We start from the raw sequence: 16,496 nt of genomic DNA on the forward strand, positions 1-16,496 counted from the left end.
AATCATGAAAAAAATCTTATTAGTATCAGCTCTTGCTTTTTTTGCAGGAATGAATGCACAGACAAAATTCGGAGTAAAAGCAGGCTATGCTTTATCAAAACTGAACTCAAATGACGATCTTGATGCATTTGAAGGTGTAAGTGGAAGTTTGAAATCTAAATCAGGCTTTTATGTAGGTGCTTTGGTAGAGCATAAATTCAATAATAAATTTGCTGTGCAGGGAGAAGTTCAGTATGCAAATCTGGGCGGGAAAGCTGAAGTTTCAACAATGGGAATCACTGTTACGGAGCAATTCAATTTCAACAGAATTGTAGTTCCAATAACAGCCAGATATTATGCTACCCCTGAACTGGGAGTATATGCGGGCCCTTTTGTAAGTTTTAGAACAAGCACAAAAGTGAATATTGATGTATCGGGAGGAATTGCAGATCCACAGGCTGTAAATGAGGGTGAACAATTTCTTGAAAAGAATTTTGATGATAACCTTAAGTCTGCTGAATTCGGTTTGGTTTTAGGGGCAGATTACAACATATATAAAGGGTTATTTGTAGATGCTCGTTATAGTTTCGGATTGACTAATATGATCAAAGATCCAATAAATGACGAGAAATTAAAGATGAATTTCTTCCAGTTAGGATTGGGATACAAATTCAAATAAAAACAAAAACTCTCAGAATTTCTGAGAGTTTTTTATATCTTATTGTTTTAAGCTGAGTTATTATTTCCCCATCATTCCGCCCATTCCCGGCATATTTGGCATTTTACTCATCATCTGCATCATCTGTTTTCCCTGAGGTCCCTGCATCATCTTCATCATTTTACCCATCTGCTCGAACTGCTTCATCAGTTGGTTCACATCTTCAATTTTTCTTCCGGCACCTTTTGCAATTCTCTGTTTTCTCTGAGTATTGATGATAGAAGGTCTTCTTCTTTCGTCAGGAGTCATAGAGTAGATGATGGCTTCAATATGTTTGAAAGCATCATCGCTGATCTCAACATCTTTGATCGCCTTTCCAACCCCTGGAATCATTCCCATAAGGTCTTTCATATTACCCATCTTCTTGATCTGGTTGATCTGCTTAAGGAAATCGTCAAAACCGAATTCGTTTTTAGCGATCTTTTTGTGAAGTTTCTTAGCCTCTTCCTCGTCAAACTGCTCCTGAGCTCTTTCTACTAGGGAAACAACGTCTCCCATTCCTAAGATCCTGTCCGCCATCCTTTCCGGATAGAAAAGGTCTAGAGCTTCCATTTTCTCACCTGTAGAAATGAATTTGATTGGCTTTTCAACTACAGAACGGATCGTTAAAGCAGCACCCCCTCTTGTATCACCATCTAATTTGGTAAGAACAACACCGTCAAAGTTCAGCGCATCGTTGAATGCCTTAGCTGTATTTACAGCATCCTGACCGGTCATGGAATCTACTACGAATAACGTTTCCTGAGGTTTGATGAAATAATGTACAGATTTGATCTCGTTCATCATCTGCTCATCAATTGCAAGACGTCCTGCGGTATCGACGATTACTACATCGTGGCCATTTGCTTTTGCGAAATTAATTGCATTTTCAGCAATGGTAGAAGGATTGGTAGAGCCTTCCTCTGTAAATACCGGAACTCCGATTTGTCCACCTAATACCTTAAGCTGATCAATCGCTGCAGGACGGTAAACATCACAGGCAACCAGTAAAGGTTTTTTAGTTCTTTTTGTTTTTAAGTAATGGGCCAGTTTTCCGGAGAAAGTGGTCTTACCGGAACCCTGAAGACCTGCAATAAGAATTACGGTCGGCTTTCCCGAAAGGTTGATCCCCTCCTGGGAACCTCCCATCAGATCTACTAATTCGTCATGAACGATCTTCGTCATTAACTGTCCCGGTGTAAGGGAAGTAAGAACGTTCTGTCCTAAAGCTTTATCCTGAACTCTTTTGGTAAGATCTTTTGCAACTTTATAGTTAACGTCGGCATCTACCAGCGCTCTACGGATTTCCTTTACGGTTTCCGCCACGTTGATCTCTGTGATTTTCCCGCGTCCGGAAATATTATGTAGAGCCTTGTCTAATTTATCCTGTAAACTATTAAACATATGTATTGTAAATTATAGGTTTGCAAAAATAAGGAATTTTTAGGCATATCCAAAGTGTTACGAGACGTAATATTATATATACAGAAAAAATGATAAAAATCAATTCATGTAAAATTCGATAGAAAAAGTCTATTTTTGTGATCAATTAAAATAAACCTAGTGCTTACAAGGTGAAAATAAGTTTATATGAAATTAAATCCTAACATCCTGGTTACGGTATTATTCTTTTTAACATTTTTAATCCATTTTTCCCTGTGGAAATTTGTTTTTCACTTAGATGAGATAATTATTGTTAAATTTTATCTTTTTTTAAGTGTTATGTTCATGCTGATGATTACAATGATTGTTTTAATTAATCGGGTAGTGCCTGAATTTTTAGGGCTGTCTGTAATCGGGTTGATTCTTTTAAAATTTGGTTTAATGTACTTAATCAGGAAGAAATTGAACTTTGAAGTGATTCCTGGTTATAAATTTCATTTTATTATTCCATATTTCGTCCTAACAACACTGCTTACGTACTATGCAATTAAGCTGATTAATCATGACAAAAAACAGTAAAATTATTTATTGAAACTAGAAAAAATATTATATTTTTGCACAACGAAAAAAACCTATCAATGTTTAAGAAATTCGCAGTTTTATTCTACAGTATTTTTGTATTAAACTTAGTGTCTGCACAGCACGGTGAGGCTACTGCTGAGGCAGCTCCTGCTCAGGAGCTATCGGAAAAAGACAAAACAAGTAAAGAAAACAAGGAGTTCATCGATCATCACTTGTTGGATGCTCACGACTTTACATTGATGGTAGATAAAGAAGGCCATCACATCGGTTTTCCTCTTCCTGTTATTTTCTATGATAATGGCATTCATACTTTCATGAGCAACAAAGAAGGATTCATGCACGGTGAGCCAACTGAAGTAGACGGTTCTTATTATAAATTACATCATGAGAAAATTTATAAGACTGATGCAGCAGGGACTTTGACACTGGGGGAAGATGGTCATCCTACAAATGAGAAGCCTTTAGATCTTTCTATTACAAAGAGTGTACTTATTATTTTATTGGTGTCAATTTTTATGTTAGTGTTATTTGGAGGAATGGCTAAGTCTTATAAGAAGTCTGCTGTACCTACAGGAGCTGCAAGATTCTTAGAGCCTTTAATTATTTTCGTAAGAGATGAAGTTGCTATTCCAAATATAGGACATAAATACAAAAGATTTATGGGGTATTTATTAACGGTTTTCTTCTTTATATTATTCCTTAACGTATTAGGATTAATGCCTTTCGGAATCAATGTTACAGGTAACATTACCATGACATTCTTCCTTGCGATCCTTACTTATTTAATCACGACATTCTCTGCTAACAAAGATTACTGGAAGCATATCTTCTGGATGCCGGGAGTTCCTGTACCAATGAAACTGATTATGTTGCCAATTGAATTGTTAGGAACAATTACTAAGCCTTTCGCATTGATGATTCGTCTTTTTGCTAACATGACTGCAGGACACATCGTAGTAATGAGTTTAATTGGATTAATCTATGTGTTTAAGAACGTTGCAGCTGGTGTTGCATTCCCATTCTTAACATTAGTAATCTATTTATTGGAAGTATTGGTAGCATTCTTACAGGCTTATATCTTTACGATGTTATCAGCTTTGTTTATCGGAATGGCGGTACAAGAGCACGAACATGAGCATCATGCTGCTCACTAATTGAAATTGTAAATTAAAGTAAAACAAATTTTTTAAAATTATATATTATGGAAATCCCTAAAATTGTAGGTGCTGGTATCGTAGTACTAGGTGTAGGTATCGGTCTTGGTAAAATCGGAGCTGCTGCTCTTGAAGCTATCGCTAGACAACCTGAGCAATCTGGAAAAATCCAAACAGCTATGCTTATCGCTGCTGCACTTGTTGAAGGTGTTGCGTTTGCTGCTCTATTCGCAGTAAACTAATTAAAATTAAACCATTACCCGTAACGGTTGGTTACAGGTAATGGTTATTTAAGAAAAAAAGTAATAATTATTTATACATTTATATAATGGAATTAATTCACCAGTTTTCATCAGGATTATTTATTATCCAGTCTGTTATTTTTCTAGCATTATTATTTTTGTTAGGCAAATTTGCTTGGAAACCTATTTTAAAATCAATCAATGACAGAGAAACTTCTATTGTTGATGCTCTTAATCAAGCTAAATTAGCAAGAAAAGAGATGGAGACTTTAAAAGAAGATAACGAAAGAATTATTCGTGAAGCTAAAATCGAAAGAGATGCTATCTTGAAAGAAGCCAGAGAAATTAAAGATAGAATCGTAGGTGAGGCTAAAGACGCTGCTAAAAATGAAGGAGATAAAATGATTGAAGCAGCTAAACAGACTATCCAGACTGAGAAAAATGCTGCTATGGCAGACATCAAAACTCAAATCGGTGCTTTATCTGTAAACATCGCTGAATCTATCCTTAAGCAGAAGTTGGATAACAACGAAGCTCAAAACGAATTAGTTCAAAATTATTTAAACAAATCTAACCTTAACTAAGAATGCTTACATCTAAAGTAGCTAAAAGATACGCACAGGGACTGCTTGATTTCACCAATGAAACAGGTCAGACAGCTGCTGTATTTTCTGAAATGAAAGATGTAAAGAAGATCATGTCTCAATCTGCAGACCTGAATAAATTCTTCCTTACGCCTTACATTGATGCAAAAAAGAAAATAGAGGTAGCAGACCAGATCTTTAAAGATTTTTCGGTTTCTTCGCAGAACCTGATCAGATTAGTGATCAAGCACGGACGTGAGAATCAGCTGAAAAATATCGCCCAGGAGTTCATCAACAAAGTAGAGGATGTCAACGGAGTACAGAGAATAACTCTTACTACAGCGACTCAGCTTTCCAAAGAGAACCTTGATCAGATTCTAAGATCTACCGATCTTGTAAAAGAAGGTTCCAACTTTGATCTGAACTTAAATGTGAAGCCCGATATTTTAGGAGGCTATATTTTAAGAGTAGGTGATCAGCAGGTAGACGCGTCTGTAAAGACAAAACTTAATCAGGTTAAAAAAGATTTTCAATTAAATTAAAGAAAAAACAACCATACAATGGCAGAAATAAATCCGGCAGAAGTATCTGCGATCTTAAAACAGCAATTGGCCAACTTCGATACTCAATCCAACGTTGAGGAAGTAGGTACAGTTTTAACCATCGGTGATGGTATTGCTCGTGTATACGGGTTAGAAAACGTACAATACGGAGAGTTGGTGAAATTTTCTAGTGATGTAGAAGGTATTGTACTTAACCTTGAAGAAGACAACGTGGGTGTTGCTCTACTTGGGGAAAGTAAATTAGTAAGAGAAGGAGATACAGTAAGAAGAACAAAAAGAATCTCTTCTATCAAAGTAGGAGAAGGTATGCTAGGAAGAGTAGTAGATACTCTTGGTAACCCTATCGATGGTAAAGGTCCTATTACTGGGGATTTATACGAAATGCCATTGGAAAGAAAAGCGCCTGGAGTTATCTTCAGACAGCCGGTAACTGAACCTTTACAGACAGGTATCGTTGCTATTGACTCTATGATCCCTGTAGGAAGAGGGCAGAGAGAGCTTATCATTGGTGACAGACAGACTGGTAAAACTACTGTTGCGATCGATACGATCATCAACCAGAAAGAATTCTTTGATGCAGGTAAGCCTGTATATTGTATATATGTTGCTATCGGTCAGAAAGCTTCTACTGTAGCACAAATCGTTAAAACTCTTTCTGATAAAGGAGCTTTGGCATATACTGTAATCGTTGCGGCTAATGCTTCCGATCCGGTTCCAATGCAGGTATATTCTGCAATGGCTGGTGCATCTATCGGTGAGTTCTTCAGAGACACTGGTAGACCGGCATTGATCGTTTATGATGATTTATCAAAACAAGCGGTTGCGTACCGTGAGCTTTCTCTACTATTGAGAAGACCACCGGGCCGTGAAGCTTATCCTGGAGACGTTTTCTATCTTCACTCAAGACTATTGGAAAGAGCAGCAAAAGTTATCGCTGATGACCAAATTGCTAGTCAGATGAACGATTTACCTGAGTCTTTAAGACCAATCGTAAAAGGTGGTGGTTCATTAACTGCACTTCCAATTATCGAAACTCAGGCTGGTGACGTTTCTGCATATATTCCAACGAACGTAATCTCTATTACAGACGGACAGATCTTCCTGGAGTCTGATCTATTCAACTCAGGGGTTCGTCCTGCGATTAACGTAGGGATCTCTGTATCGAGAGTAGGAGGTAATGCTCAGATCAAATCAATGAAAAAAGTATCTGGTACTCTTAAATTAGACCAGGCTCAATATAAAGAACTGGAAGCGTTCGCTAAATTCGGTTCAGACCTTGATGCTTCTACTTTAGCGGTAATCTCTAAAGGAGAAAGAAACGTTGAGATCCTTAAGCAGCCGGTAAACTCTCCACTTCCTGTAGACAGCCAGGTAGCTATGATTTACGCTGGAACAGAGAACTTATTGAGAAACGTTCCTATCAGAAAAGTAAAAGAATTCCAGATTGAATATATCGAATTCCTAAGATCTAAGCACCCTGATACAATGGCGGCTATTAAAGCAGGTAAAATCGACAACGATATTACCAACGTTCTTAAGCAGGCAGCTAACGATTTAGCTTCTAAATATAACTAAAATCTTCATTGTTTAAGGTTTAGAATCCGTTTTAAACCTTAAACTTTAGACCATAAACTTTGAACCCAAATTAATGGCAAACTTAAAAGAAATACGAGGTAGAATTACGTCAATTTCATCTACGATGCAGATTACGCGTGCTATGAAAATGGTTTCCGCAGCGAAGCTTAAAAAAGCACAGGATGCCATCGTAATGTTAAGACCTTATTCTGAAAAACTGCAGGAACTTATCCAGAATGTAAATTCTAGTTCCGATCCTGATCAGATTTCTGTCTATGCTCAAAAAAGAGAAGTGAAAAGGATTCTTTTCATCGCTGTTACTTCAAACAGAGGTCTTGCAGGAGCTTTCAACTCATCTATTGTAAAAGAGCTTAACAACCAGTTCAGAGAGAAATCTCAATACGAAGTTGAAGTTCTTACCATCGGTAAAAAAGCTTATGATGCTGTTAGAAGAACCCGTGCAGTATATTCCAATGAAAGTGCCGTTTTTGACAACTTAAACTTTGATACAGTATCTCATGTTGCTGAAGGGGTAATGAACAGCTTTAAAGAAGGCAAATTTGATGAAGTTTATTTGATCTACAACAAATTTGTTAATGCTGCTACCCAAGAAGTAACTGCCGAGCAGCTTCTTCCGATTTCTATGGCCGAAAATGCTGAAGAAACTCAGGTAGAAACAGATTATATCTTTGAACCGAACAGAAATGAAATTCTTGATAATTTGATCCCTAAAGCGATCAAAACCCAGGTTTTCAAAGCGGTTCTTGATTCAGTGGCATCTGAGCACGGAGCGAGAATGACGGCTATGCACAAAGCTACCGACAACGCCCAGGCTTTAAAGAACGATCTTGTGATCTTCTACAACAAAGCGAGACAGGCTGCCATTACAAACGAAATCCTGGAAATCGTTTCCGGAGCAGAAGCTTTGAAAAATTCTTAAAGAATTATTTTAACATAATATTAAAGCATCGATACTGTCGATGCTTTTTTTGTTATTTATATTTTATCTATCTTTGTAAACTAAAATATTATATAACTTCTAAATGGACTCGGATATAGTCAGGCTTTTGCTAGCCTTATTTCTTGTTTTACTAAATGGCTTTTTCGTAGCCGCAGAATTCTCAATTGTTAAGGTTCGTTATTCACAGATCCAGTTAAAAGCAGCCGAAGGTAACTCTATGGCAAAACAGGCAGAGCATATTATCAAGCATCTTGATGAATATCTGTCTGCTACACAGCTAGGTATTACCCTGGCGTCTCTTGCGTTGGGTTGGGTAGGTGAAAGTGCCCTGCATCACGTGGTTGAAAGTATTTTCCACTCTTTGAATGTGGAGCTTACCCAGACAACAATTACCACAATCTCAGTGGTGACAAGCTTTGTATTAATTACAGTAATGCACATTGTATTTGGTGAATTGATTCCTAAATCCATTGCAATTAGAAAATCGGAAGCGACTACAATGGCTACAGCAGTTCCGTTAAGAGTCTTTTACACGGTTTTCAAACCATTTATCTGGTTGATGAACTTAATGTCGAATACCTTCTTGAGATTAGTTAAGATCCACCCGGCTTCTGAACAGGAAATTCACTCTACTGAAGAACTTCAGCTTCTGGTAAAACAGAGTGCTGACAGCGGTGAGATTGAAGAAGAGAACTATGAGATTATCAAGAATGCATTTGATTTTACAGATCATTCAGCCAAGCAGATCATGGTTCCAAGACAGAATATCACGTCTATTGACTTTGAAGAAGATATCAATGAAATTATTAACAAGATCATGGATAGCGGGTATTCCCGTATTCCTGTGTATCTTGATTCTATAGATAATGTGATCGGGATTTTCTATACCAAAGAGATCATCAGGGAATTTGTCAAAAGAAAAGGAGACCTTAATCATGAAGATCTTAAAGATCTGATGCGTGATGCATTTTTTGTGGTAGGAAGCAAAAAGATCTCAGATCTCCTGAAGATTTTCCAGCAGAAAAAACAGCACCTTGCAATAGTTATTGATGAATTTGGAGGAACTGAAGGGATTATCACCCTGGAAGACATTCTGGAAGAGCTTGTGGGGGAAATTCAGGATGAAGAGGATGATGAAGATAAGCTGGTAGATAAGATTGGGGATAATATTTATTGGGTTCAGGCTACACAGCCGCTGGACGAAATTAATGAACATTTACCTAAAAGACTGCCTCTTTCCGAAGAAAGTGAATATAACTCACTGGCAGGATTCATTCTGCATGAACTGGAAGATATTCCCGAAGAGAATGATGAATTCGATCTGGAAAACTATCATTTCAAAATTTTGAAAATGAATAATAAGAGTGTAGAGCTCGTAGAATTAGTGTATGAAGGGCCAAATATAACCAATGATATGGCCGATAAAATAGGAGAAGTTTAAAAAGGTAGAAATGATTTTTTATAACAGCATAAAAGATTACGAAGATCCAAAACGTCAGTATGAAGAAGAGGTGCTGGTTTTGGATGACACAGATGAAGTATATAAACTGGTTCTCCATAATGATGACATTCATACATTCGATTATGTGATAGACTGTCTGATTGAGATCTGTAAGCATACCCTGGAGCAGGCAGAGCAATGCACGATGCTGGTTCATTATAAAGGCAAATGCACGGTAAAAACAGGTTCTATGGATCTTCTGAAGCCCATGCATGAAAAACTGATTTCAAGAGAACTAACAAGCGAAATAGTATAAGCAAACTCTGCCATTTGGCAGAGTTTGTTATTAAAAGCATAATTTTTAAGAAAAAAAATACACTTATTAGTGAAAAATTCTGTTGAATTTTATTTATATTTAGCAATTAAGACACAAACACCATAAATATAAATAAATGAAACAAAAAATTACTTCGCTGGTTCTTGGCAGTATACTATGCTGTTCCGCATTAAATGCTCAGGAATCATCTTTTAAAGCTCCGGCTGAAAACTGGATCAAAGAAAACTCAAGAAATTTAGGAATCCCAGGATTCAGCGGACTCACATTAAGTTCGGTACGCAAAGGAAATACAGGAGAAACCCTGCGGTTTCAACAAATGATAAATGACGTTCCTGTTTTTCAGTCTGAAATTGTGGTCCATTTCAACAAATCCGGGACCATAAGTTATACAGGGACAGAAAGTTTAAAGAAAAACCTGAAGGAAACTGATACGGTTCCCTCTGTTTCTGCTTCAGAGGCGCTTAAAAAGGCTCATATAGCTTCCCGGTCAAAAGGAGAGATTACTTATGAAGAAAATAAACTGTTTGTATATATTACAGATTCAGGAGAAACAAAACTGGTTTACAGGATACTGACCAGCTCTTTTGACAATCCTGGCAGCTGGGAAACCATTGTAGATGCAAAAACAGGTGATGTGATCAGCATGAAAGATATTTCTGTAAAACATCACGATAAAAATGATCCGCTTCATAAGAAAAAAGATAAAAAAGTAATAGCAAAGAAGGCTTTGGTAACTGGAAGTGCCTACATTTTTCAGCCGGATCCTTTATCTAAAACAGGATCAGTTTATGGTGGACAGTATGTAAACGGTAGCGGTACTTCAGAAGATGCTACCAATGCAAGTCTGGATGCTGCAAGAACTTTGGTGACCATTCCTGAAATTGATTTTACAGGCGGAATTTATACCTTAAAGGGAACGTATGCAGAAATTAAGGAGATAGAGGCACCTGCGAAAGGAATTTTTACACAGTCTAACAACCAGTTTTTATTTAACAGAAGCGATGATGGATTTGAAGCAGTGAATGCGTATTGGCACCTTGATAATAGTTTGAGATACATCAATGTAACTTTAGGAATTGTCTGTAAACCTTCACAAAACAATGGAGTATTAAGATTTGATCCGCATGGTTTTAGTGGGCAGGATAACTCTCATTACCTGACAGGAAGTGAGTCACTTGGATTTGGTGAAGGCGGTGTGGATGACGCTGAAGATGCAGATGTAATTCTTCACGAATTAGGACATGGAATTCATCATTGGCTGTCCGGAGGAATTTCCAATGCAGATGGCTTGAGTGAAGGATGTGGCGATTATTGGGCACAATCTTACAGCAGGAGTTTAAACCAATGGCCTTCATCGGCTCCGGAATATAACTGGATGTTCGACTGGGATGGACATAATACTTTCTGGGATGGCAGAATAACCAATACTACAATGACATATCCGGGATCCGGATCCTATTATGATAAAGCCCAGATTTGGTCTGCAGCACTGATGAGAATCTATAACAGAATAGGAAAAGAGAAAACGGACAGAGCCTTTTTAGAAGGCCTGGATTTAACAACTTCAACAACGAACCAGCAAAATGCGGCGATTGCCGTAAGACAGGCTGGCATTGATATGCTGGGGCAGTTCGGATTCAACTGTAATGATATCACTGCTATGACAGAGGAATTTACAGCCGCAGGGTATGTGCTTCCGGAATACAGCTGTACGCTGGCTACCAAAGAAACAGCTAAAGAAAACTCCGTGTCGGTATATCCAAATCCGGTTTCTGATGTTCTGATCGTTTTATTGAAAGGAAACAAAGAAGAAAAAGCCGAAATTTATAACATGGAAGGCCGTAAAGTAATGGAAACGACGATAGGAAATAACAGCAACAGAATTGATGTTTCAAAACTTCCGTCCGGAAATTATATCCTGACCGTAAAAGAAATTAATTTATCTGCAAAATTCATAAAAAAATAAAAACTTAAATAAAATCTTTAAATCCGGTGTCCAGACACCGGATTTTTTTTGTCAGACCAAATTCTGCAGGGATTCTTTTACTTGCATTCATCTAAAATAGTATATTTGTACCAACTATAAAGAAACAAAAAAGAATGCTTGTAATAGGAATTGCTGGAGGAACAGGATCCGGCAAAACTACAGTTGTTGATAAAATACTGCAACAGCTTGATATTGAAGGAATGAATATCCTTTCTCAGGATAATTATTATCACGATAACCCGAATCTGACACTGACCGAGAGAGAGGCGCTCAATTATGACCATCCAAAGTCTATAGATTTCGATTTAATGATAAAACATGTAAAAGCTTTAAAGAATAATGAGTCTATAGAACAGCCCATTTACAGCTTTGTTACTCATTCCCGAACTGGCGACCACGTCACTGTAGAACCTAAAAATGTATTGGTAGTAGAAGGTATTCTGGTACTGACAAACAAGGAACTGCTGAAAGAATTTGATTTAAAAGTATTCGTTCATGCAGATTCTGACGAAAGACTGATCAGGAGGATCAGGCGGGATACTCAGGAAAGGGGAAGAGACCTGGGGGAAGTCCTTCACCGTTATCAGACCACACTGAAGCCCATGCATCAGGAATTCATAGAACCATCGAAGAATGAAGCAGATCTGATCATTCCTAACATGAGACAGAATTCCGTAGCGATTGATTTTTTAACTACTGTTATTAAAAATTCGTTGAGAAAACATTAAAATGAAAGAAAACAAACTTATTAAAGACATTCAGCCGAAATCTGAAACATTCAAAATTATCCAGAAATATGTTCTGAATAAATACACCATTACGATCTGTATGTTTCTGGTATGGATGATTTTCTTTGATAAAACCTCTTTCCTTGTTATTAATGAACTGAACGGCGAGATCAGCCGATATGAAGACCAGCTGGAATATTATAAAAAGGAGTACGAAAAAAACGATACTTTTTATAAGAAACTGATGAACAATAAGTCGGAGAAAGAAAAATACGCGCGAGAAAATTATTTCATGAAAAAACCGGATGAAGAGATCTTCATTCTGGTAGTAGACAGTGCAGATAGCGCTAAAAAATAAGAGATTGAAATGTGAATAGTCAATTGTAATACTTCACCATTCACAACGAAAAATAATAACTGAAATAGTGAATTGTCAATGGTTAACAGTCAATTTTTTTAAATTCACAATCGACCTGCATAGCACCATTCACCCATAATAAACAGCCAATGTCAGCAGATATACTTCCAAACTGGGAAAATTTAGTAAAAAAACAGCTTAAAACAGAAGACATTTATTCCATCTTAAATAAAGAAAATCTGGAAGGGATTGATGTGAAACCTTTTTACAGTGAAGTTCAGAAAACATTGGCAAACCTGCCGAAAGTGGAAGAGAATACTCATTTGGTAGCAAGATATCACGAAAGTCTGGAAGAAGATGTATTTGCCTTTATCCTGGACCACAACGTAGAAAATCTTGAACAGAAAACACTTTTTGTTAATAATAAAGACCTTGCCGGCCATATCAGCCCGAAAGATGAAGATCAGTATTTTTCACTGATTGATGTCTTTAATGAAAAGGAAGGTATTATTGATGATCAGTTGGCTAAAGAACTTCTGTCAAAAGATTTCAGAAGAAACATCTGTGTTGATATTTCACTTCATCAGAATGCCGGAGCGGCAATTTATCAGCAGTTGGGAATTGCACTGGCGAAGACCAAAGAACTTGCTGAAGTTTATGGCCCTGAAATTTTGAATAAACTGATTTTCAGGATAGCGGTCGGTGGAAATTATTTCTTCGAAATGGCTAAACTGAGAGCCTTTAAAATAGTTTTTAACCAGCTTTCCCAAGAATATGGTCTACATGAAACACCCTATATTTTTGCAGAAACTTCTTTAAGAAATAAGGCTGTTGCAGACAGTGAAAATAACCTTATCCGTTCAACATTAGAGCTGGCTTCTGCCATGATTGCAGGGGCAGATGCGGTGTTCAGCAACAACTATCTTGTAAACAGAAGCACCGATAACTCTGAAGAAATTTCCTTTAAGCAGCAGATTGTTCTCGCTTATGAAAGTATCATTAATGTATTTGAGGACGCTTCCAATGGAAGCTATTATGTAGAAGACATTACCCGCCAGATTGCAGAAAAATCGTGGACACTGTTCGTTGAAATAGAAGAAGCGGGTGGTTATCTTGAGCTTTTAAAGCAGGGAATCATTCAGAAAAAAATCTACGATCAGGCTGTTGAAGAACAGAAATGGGTGGAAGAAGGTAAAATAAAGCTGATTGGAGTCAATTTATACCCTAAATTAGACGTTAAAAGATCAATAGGCGATCTTTACAGCGAAAAAGAAATAAAAGCCGTACGTTGGGCTGAAATGTTTGAGTAATGAAGGAAAAACTGATCGATTTATTTGAATACACCCATCATTTCAATAAAGAAATGATCAGATACATCTCAGAACATATCTCGAAAGTGGACGACAAAACAATCAGTCTCATCAATCATACACTGAATGCACAGCAGATCTGGAATTCACGGATATTAGGTGAAAAAACATTTGAAGTCTGGCAGATCAACCCTTTTGAATCTCTTGATGAGATTAACCGTCAGAATTTTCTGAAAAGTACTGATATTATTCAAAACCTTGATCTGGACAGCAGGGTGGAATATAAGAACTCCAGAGGGGCAAAGTTTGAAAACAGTATTTTCGAAATGCTGTTTCATGCCGTAAACCATTCAACCTATCATCGCGGTCAGATCAATTCTCTCCTGAAACAGAACGGTATTGATCCAATATTAACAGATTATATTTTTTATAAAAGATAAGTTTTACTCCCACAGATCTCACAGATTTTTTACTTTTGTTGTAAACATACACGAATGACTGAGAATGAATTAAGTTTTTGTATCAGAAAATCTATATTTTCTGTTTATAATGAATTAGGACCAGGATTATTAGAAAAGGTTTACGAGAAAATACTAGTTCATGAATTAAAAGATTTAGGATTAAATGTTAATCATCAAGTTCCTATTCCAATAATATAAAGGTATTTTCATAGAATCAAGCTTTATTGCTGATATTATTGTAAATGAAAAAGTAATTGTTGAAATAAAATCAATTCCAGAGATTAATAATGTCCACCACAAACAATTACTGACATATTTAAAACTGACAGGATTAAAATTAGGGATATTAGTCAATTTTAACACCGATTATATAGACAAAAATATTTTCCGGAAAATAAATGGAACATTCTAAAAATAAGCACAATCATCTGTGAAAATCTGCGAGATCTGTGGGAAATAAAAAAATACTAAACAAAGAAATCCAAAACTACATTAATGCAAATCTAAACACAGACCTGCATTCTTTATTATTAAAAAAATCTCCGTTTCCGGAGGTTTCCATGCAGGAAATCGTACAGCAGATTAAAGGAAGGCAGACCGCCCAGAAAAAGTTCCCTTTTCTGCTGAAAGAAGGAATTATTTTTCCGCCCCAGCTTAATTTGGAGCAGTCATCTTCAGAGAAAACGGCGCTTTATAAATCACAGATTCTGAAAGGCAATACATTCATCGATCTCACCAGCGGCTTCGGAATTGATGCCTATTATCTGTCCCAGAATTTTGAAGAAGTTACTTTGGTAGAACAAAATGCTGAATTATTGAATGTTGTAGAGCATAATTGGGGAATTTTAGACAGGAAAGCAAGATTCATCAATCAAAATCTGGAAAATTTTTTGAGTAGTAATAAAGAATATTTCGATGTTATTTATTTAGATCCCGCAAGAAGAGATCAGAACAAAAATAAAGTCTTTCTGCTCGAAGACCTTTCACCTGATGTTCTTCAGATCAAGGAAAAGCTGCTTATGACAGCAGATCAGGTGATTATAAAATTATCACCGTTGATCGATTTGAAATATCTGGTTTCAGTATTACCTGGTATTTTCAGGATTGAAATTATAGCTGTAAAAAATGATGTTAAGGAAGCAGTCGTTTTTCTGTCAAACGAAAAGAAAGAAGAAATAACAGTCAACTGTATTAATCTGGAAAGTGAAGAATCTTCTTTTCTATTTAAATTCGGAGAGGAAGAAAATGCCCGGGCAGAATATGCTGAGCCTGAAAAATTCATATATATTCCCAATAACAGTATTTTGAAAGCAGGTGTTTTTAATCTGGTTTCAGAGAGATTCGCGCTCAAAAAACTTCATCCCAATACCCATTTTTATACTTCAGGTCAAAAGATCAGTGATTTTCCCGGCAGAGTGTTAGAAGTTGAACCTGTTGAATCCAAGCAGATTAAAAAGAAAGAGCAGTTCAATATCATTTCAAAGAATTATCCTTTAAAACCGGAAGATATCAAAAAGAAATACGGCATAAAAGACGGAGGTGAACACTATCTTATTTTTACACAATCCAAAAAAGGTAAAATTATTTTAAAATCAGTATAAAAATGTTGCCGAAAAAAGCAGGATTTCTTACTTTTGGGCAATCAAAAATTTAAGCATGAAATCGCTTGCTGTTAAAAATAATTATAACCGGCTAAAATAATGCGATTCCATATGACATTTAAAAAATAAATTTTACATATGAAAAAATTCATTATATGTTTAGCTGTTGCAACGATCGCTGTAAGCTGTAAAAAAATACAAGCCGGAGGAAATAAAAACACTTTAAAACTGGAAGAAGGAGTTGAAAGATATTCTGACGATGTACAGGGCGGAGGTGAAGCACACGGTCATGAAGCTGCTGCAGGACACAAAGAAACGGCTTCTGCAGAAAAGCATGAAGCTGTAGCTCCTAAAACCGACAGTACTGCTGCTGTAAAGTCTGCTGAAGCAGAGAAAGCTCCTAAAGCTGAACACTAATTTTTAGTGCATAATATAAAATAGGTCCTGCAAAAATGTAGGACCTATTTTTTTGGAGCTTTATCCCGCTTTTCGCACTCGCTATTTTCTGAGTTTTGGGGGGGGGGGAAAACCCCCCCCCCAAAAAAATAAAATA

Annotated in this window: 19 protein-coding genes; 18 read left to right on the forward strand and 1 reads right to left on the reverse strand. The window is 36.7% G+C overall.

The genetic code is table 11. The annotated features are described in order from the left end of the window. Nucleotides 1-4 precede the first annotated feature (4 nt). Entirely contained in the window at nt 5-658 is a 654-nt protein-coding gene (locus tag J4Q03_RS04205; RefSeq protein ID WP_426046949.1) for a porin family protein, read from the forward strand. Between the two features lie 60 nt (nt 659-718). On the opposite strand, the gene ffh is transcribed toward J4Q03_RS04205, so the two are convergent. Then, nucleotides 719-2,080 (reverse strand): signal recognition particle protein, encoded by a 1,362-nt coding sequence (gene ffh, locus J4Q03_RS04210; protein WP_426046950.1) that lies wholly within the window; start codon nt 2,078-2,080, stop codon nt 719-721. A 617-nt stretch (nt 2,081-2,697) separates the two neighbouring features. Between ffh and atpB the strand changes: the two genes are divergently transcribed. From atpB to J4Q03_RS04295, 17 genes are all read left to right on the forward strand, one after another. Further along, nucleotides 2,698-3,795: a F0F1 ATP synthase subunit A gene (gene atpB / locus J4Q03_RS04215; protein WP_426046951.1), complete on the forward strand. Its 1,098-nt coding sequence runs from the start codon at nt 2,698-2,700 to the stop codon at nt 3,793-3,795. A gap of 47 nt (nt 3,796-3,842) precedes the next feature. Continuing rightward, a complete protein-coding gene (gene atpE, locus J4Q03_RS04220) occupies nt 3,843-4,037 on the forward strand; it encodes an ATP synthase F0 subunit C (protein WP_002979108.1) in 195 nt (64 codons plus the stop codon). A gap of 86 nt (nt 4,038-4,123) precedes the next feature. Continuing rightward, nucleotides 4,124-4,621, forward strand: coding sequence for a F0F1 ATP synthase subunit B (locus tag J4Q03_RS04225; protein WP_034725377.1), 498 nt, complete (start codon nt 4,124-4,126; stop codon nt 4,619-4,621). 2 nt (nt 4,622-4,623) lie between these two features. Continuing rightward, the gene (gene atpH, locus J4Q03_RS04230) at nt 4,624-5,163 is read left to right on the forward strand and encodes an ATP synthase F1 subunit delta (protein WP_426046952.1); all 540 of its coding nucleotides are present in this window, start codon (nt 4,624-4,626) and stop codon (nt 5,161-5,163) included. A gap of 18 nt (nt 5,164-5,181) precedes the next feature. After that, nucleotides 5,182-6,759 (forward strand): F0F1 ATP synthase subunit alpha, encoded by a 1,578-nt coding sequence (gene atpA, locus J4Q03_RS04235; RefSeq protein ID WP_426046953.1) that lies wholly within the window; start codon nt 5,182-5,184, stop codon nt 6,757-6,759. A gap of 73 nt (nt 6,760-6,832) precedes the next feature. Continuing rightward, nucleotides 6,833-7,699: an ATP synthase F1 subunit gamma gene (atpG, locus tag J4Q03_RS04240; RefSeq protein ID WP_426046954.1), complete on the forward strand. Its 867-nt coding sequence runs from the start codon at nt 6,833-6,835 to the stop codon at nt 7,697-7,699. A gap of 103 nt (nt 7,700-7,802) precedes the next feature. Then, nucleotides 7,803-9,161, forward strand: a complete 1,359-nt coding sequence (locus J4Q03_RS04245) for a hemolysin family protein (RefSeq protein WP_426046955.1) — start codon at nt 7,803-7,805, stop codon at nt 9,159-9,161. A 10-nt stretch (nt 9,162-9,171) separates the two neighbouring features. Further along, nucleotides 9,172-9,477: an ATP-dependent Clp protease adaptor ClpS gene (locus J4Q03_RS04250; RefSeq protein WP_426046956.1), complete on the forward strand. Its 306-nt coding sequence runs from the start codon at nt 9,172-9,174 to the stop codon at nt 9,475-9,477. A gap of 136 nt (nt 9,478-9,613) precedes the next feature. Continuing rightward, entirely contained in the window at nt 9,614-11,464 is a 1,851-nt protein-coding gene (locus tag J4Q03_RS04255; protein ID WP_426046957.1) for a T9SS type A sorting domain-containing protein, read from the forward strand. A 134-nt stretch (nt 11,465-11,598) separates the two neighbouring features. Further along, nucleotides 11,599-12,213, forward strand: a complete 615-nt coding sequence (udk, locus tag J4Q03_RS04260) for a uridine kinase (protein WP_116012554.1) — start codon at nt 11,599-11,601, stop codon at nt 12,211-12,213. Between the two features lies 1 nt (nt 12,214). Continuing rightward, complete coding sequence (locus J4Q03_RS04265; RefSeq protein WP_426046958.1) at nt 12,215-12,571, forward strand: FtsB family cell division protein; 357 nt, start codon at nt 12,215-12,217, stop codon at nt 12,569-12,571. Between the two features lie 149 nt (nt 12,572-12,720). After that, nucleotides 12,721-13,881: a methylmalonyl-CoA mutase family protein gene (locus J4Q03_RS04270; RefSeq protein WP_426046959.1), complete on the forward strand. Its 1,161-nt coding sequence runs from the start codon at nt 12,721-12,723 to the stop codon at nt 13,879-13,881. Continuing rightward, complete coding sequence (locus J4Q03_RS04275) at nt 13,881-14,321, forward strand: DinB family protein (protein ID WP_426046960.1); 441 nt, start codon at nt 13,881-13,883, stop codon at nt 14,319-14,321. Before J4Q03_RS04270 ends, J4Q03_RS04275 begins: the two co-directional genes overlap by 1 nt. Nucleotides 14,322-14,375: 54 nt before the next feature. Then, nucleotides 14,376-14,540 carry a GxxExxY protein gene (locus J4Q03_RS04280; protein WP_426046961.1) on the forward strand — a complete coding sequence of 55 codons (165 nt, stop codon included), beginning with the start codon at nt 14,376-14,378 and terminating at the stop codon, nt 14,538-14,540. Between the two features lie 55 nt (nt 14,541-14,595). Further along, nucleotides 14,596-14,754 carry a GxxExxY protein gene (locus J4Q03_RS04285; protein ID WP_426046972.1) on the forward strand — a complete coding sequence of 53 codons (159 nt, stop codon included), beginning with the start codon at nt 14,596-14,598 and terminating at the stop codon, nt 14,752-14,754. 37 nt (nt 14,755-14,791) lie between these two features. Next, nucleotides 14,792-15,943: a class I SAM-dependent methyltransferase gene (locus tag J4Q03_RS04290; protein ID WP_426046962.1), complete on the forward strand. Its 1,152-nt coding sequence runs from the start codon at nt 14,792-14,794 to the stop codon at nt 15,941-15,943. A gap of 138 nt (nt 15,944-16,081) precedes the next feature. Next, nucleotides 16,082-16,360, forward strand: a complete 279-nt coding sequence (locus tag J4Q03_RS04295; RefSeq protein WP_426046963.1) for a hypothetical protein — start codon at nt 16,082-16,084, stop codon at nt 16,358-16,360. Nucleotides 16,361-16,496: the final 136 nt, after the last annotated feature.

The sequence above is a fragment of the Chryseobacterium sp. NFX27 genome (assembly GCF_049887855.1).
GTDB lineage: Bacteria > Bacteroidota > Bacteroidia > Flavobacteriales > Weeksellaceae > Chryseobacterium.

Coding starts and splice junctions, on each gene's coding strand:
- J4Q03_RS04205 (WP_426046949.1), top strand. CDS start 5: ATGAAAAAAATCTTATTAGTATCAGCTCTTGCTTTTTTTGCAGGAATG.
- ffh (WP_426046950.1), bottom strand. CDS start 2,080: ATGTTTAATAGTTTACAGGATAAATTAGACAAGGCTCTACATAATATT.
- atpB (WP_426046951.1), top strand. CDS start 2,698: ATGTTTAAGAAATTCGCAGTTTTATTCTACAGTATTTTTGTATTAAAC.
- atpE (WP_002979108.1), top strand. CDS start 3,843: ATGGAAATCCCTAAAATTGTAGGTGCTGGTATCGTAGTACTAGGTGTA.
- J4Q03_RS04225 (WP_034725377.1), top strand. CDS start 4,124: ATGGAATTAATTCACCAGTTTTCATCAGGATTATTTATTATCCAGTCT.
- atpH (WP_426046952.1), top strand. CDS start 4,624: ATGCTTACATCTAAAGTAGCTAAAAGATACGCACAGGGACTGCTTGAT.
- atpA (WP_426046953.1), top strand. CDS start 5,182: ATGGCAGAAATAAATCCGGCAGAAGTATCTGCGATCTTAAAACAGCAA.
- atpG (WP_426046954.1), top strand. CDS start 6,833: ATGGCAAACTTAAAAGAAATACGAGGTAGAATTACGTCAATTTCATCT.
- J4Q03_RS04245 (WP_426046955.1), top strand. CDS start 7,803: ATGGACTCGGATATAGTCAGGCTTTTGCTAGCCTTATTTCTTGTTTTA.
- J4Q03_RS04250 (WP_426046956.1), top strand. CDS start 9,172: ATGATTTTTTATAACAGCATAAAAGATTACGAAGATCCAAAACGTCAG.
- J4Q03_RS04255 (WP_426046957.1), top strand. CDS start 9,614: ATGAAACAAAAAATTACTTCGCTGGTTCTTGGCAGTATACTATGCTGT.
- udk (WP_116012554.1), top strand. CDS start 11,599: ATGCTTGTAATAGGAATTGCTGGAGGAACAGGATCCGGCAAAACTACA.
- J4Q03_RS04265 (WP_426046958.1), top strand. CDS start 12,215: ATGAAAGAAAACAAACTTATTAAAGACATTCAGCCGAAATCTGAAACA.
- J4Q03_RS04270 (WP_426046959.1), top strand. CDS start 12,721: ATGTCAGCAGATATACTTCCAAACTGGGAAAATTTAGTAAAAAAACAG.
- J4Q03_RS04275 (WP_426046960.1), top strand. CDS start 13,881: ATGAAGGAAAAACTGATCGATTTATTTGAATACACCCATCATTTCAAT.
- J4Q03_RS04280 (WP_426046961.1), top strand. CDS start 14,376: ATGACTGAGAATGAATTAAGTTTTTGTATCAGAAAATCTATATTTTCT.
- J4Q03_RS04295 (WP_426046963.1), top strand. CDS start 16,082: ATGAAAAAATTCATTATATGTTTAGCTGTTGCAACGATCGCTGTAAGC.